Below are 1,321 nucleotides of genomic sequence, written 5' to 3' on the forward strand. Positions count from 1 at the left end.
AGCTGCTCGTCGACACCCCAGGTATCAGCCCGGAGACCAACGGCGGTTGGGTCGGCCGCGGCCGCGCTAACGGTGGTGTGGCCTCTGGTCAGTCGCACCTGCTGGCGGATCTGCACGAAATCGATAACTCTTTCGCCGCTGCGGCCCGGCTGATCACCTCGCTGGATCCAGCTGACTACCAGGACCACCGCGAAGAGATCATCGCCGCATTGGCCAAGACCTCCAAGCCGTATTTCGGTGACGTGGAAACCATGACCTACCAGCAGTGGCTAGAGCGTTTCGTCGACCTGGCCTTCCCATTCATGGATCCGACCTGGCAGGATCGCTGGTTCGACCTGCTGCACCGCATCGAGGCGCGCCTGCACCCGTCGGATCACGGCGAAATCGACACCCTGTTCCCAGACCTGGATTCCGTCGCCGATGCCCCAGCCAACCTGCGCACCTTGCTCGAGGCCTTCCCGCAGGCTGCCACCACTACCGTCGCAGCGCGCGATGCCGCCTGGTTTGTTTCGCTGAACCATAAGCACAACAAGCCGATGCCGTGGACCACGGCCATTGATGGTGACCTGAAAAAGTGGTTCTCCAAAGACACCCTGTGGCAGGCGCAGGAAGATCGTTACGACGCCGATGCCGTACGCATCATCCCGGGCCCGGTCTCGGTAGCAGGCATTACCAAGGTCGACGAGCCCGTCGCCGAGTTGCTGGCCCGGTTCGAAACCGGCACCACCAAGGCCTTGCAGCAAGCTGGCGTGGAAGCAACCAAGCAGTACTCGCGCCTGGGCAACGCCACCACCGCAGAGGAATTTTTGCGCCAAGCCCCAAGCTTGGAATGGCACGGGCACACCATCGCCAACCCAGCCGTGGAGCTGCCAACAGAAGCCTTCGACATCATCAACGACGGCACCGAGGCTGCCCCGCAGTACTCCATTCGCATCAACACCGACTCCTACTGGGATGACCTGCCAGAAGAGCAGCGCCCGTTCTATGTAAAGTCCGTGTCCATCCCTGTCGATCTTTCCGACGCCGTCGCCACCGGTGCCAGCCCGGTCGTGGACCATGATCGTCTGCCGCAGGCCGTCTTTGAACTGCTGGCAGGCCTGGCTGGTGTGGGTTCGACCTCCGAATCTGGCGATGAGATCACCGCCCTGCCCACCATCGTGGAAGGTTCAGTCAGCGAGCAGTACCCATTCGGCTATGCCGAGGATTCCTTCACCTTGCCTACCACCCTGTTGCAGGCACACACTGCAGTCACCGGCGCTGGTTTGGGCGGCAAGCTCACCACCGCCCCGGGCACCCCGGACGTGTTGGTGGGCCCAGCCTG

At 62.8% G+C, this 1,321-nt stretch carries 1 protein-coding gene; it reads left to right on the forward strand.

All coding sequences use genetic code 11. The features are described 5' to 3' along the window. On the forward strand, positions 1–1,321 hold a 1,321-nt coding region (locus BKN05_RS12515), incomplete at both ends, for a fatty acid synthase subunit beta domain-containing protein (protein WP_286688789.1).

This window comes from Corynebacterium sp. S5S1, from assembly GCF_001913985.1.
GTDB lineage: Bacteria > Actinomycetota > Actinomycetes > Mycobacteriales > Mycobacteriaceae > Corynebacterium > Corynebacterium marquesiae.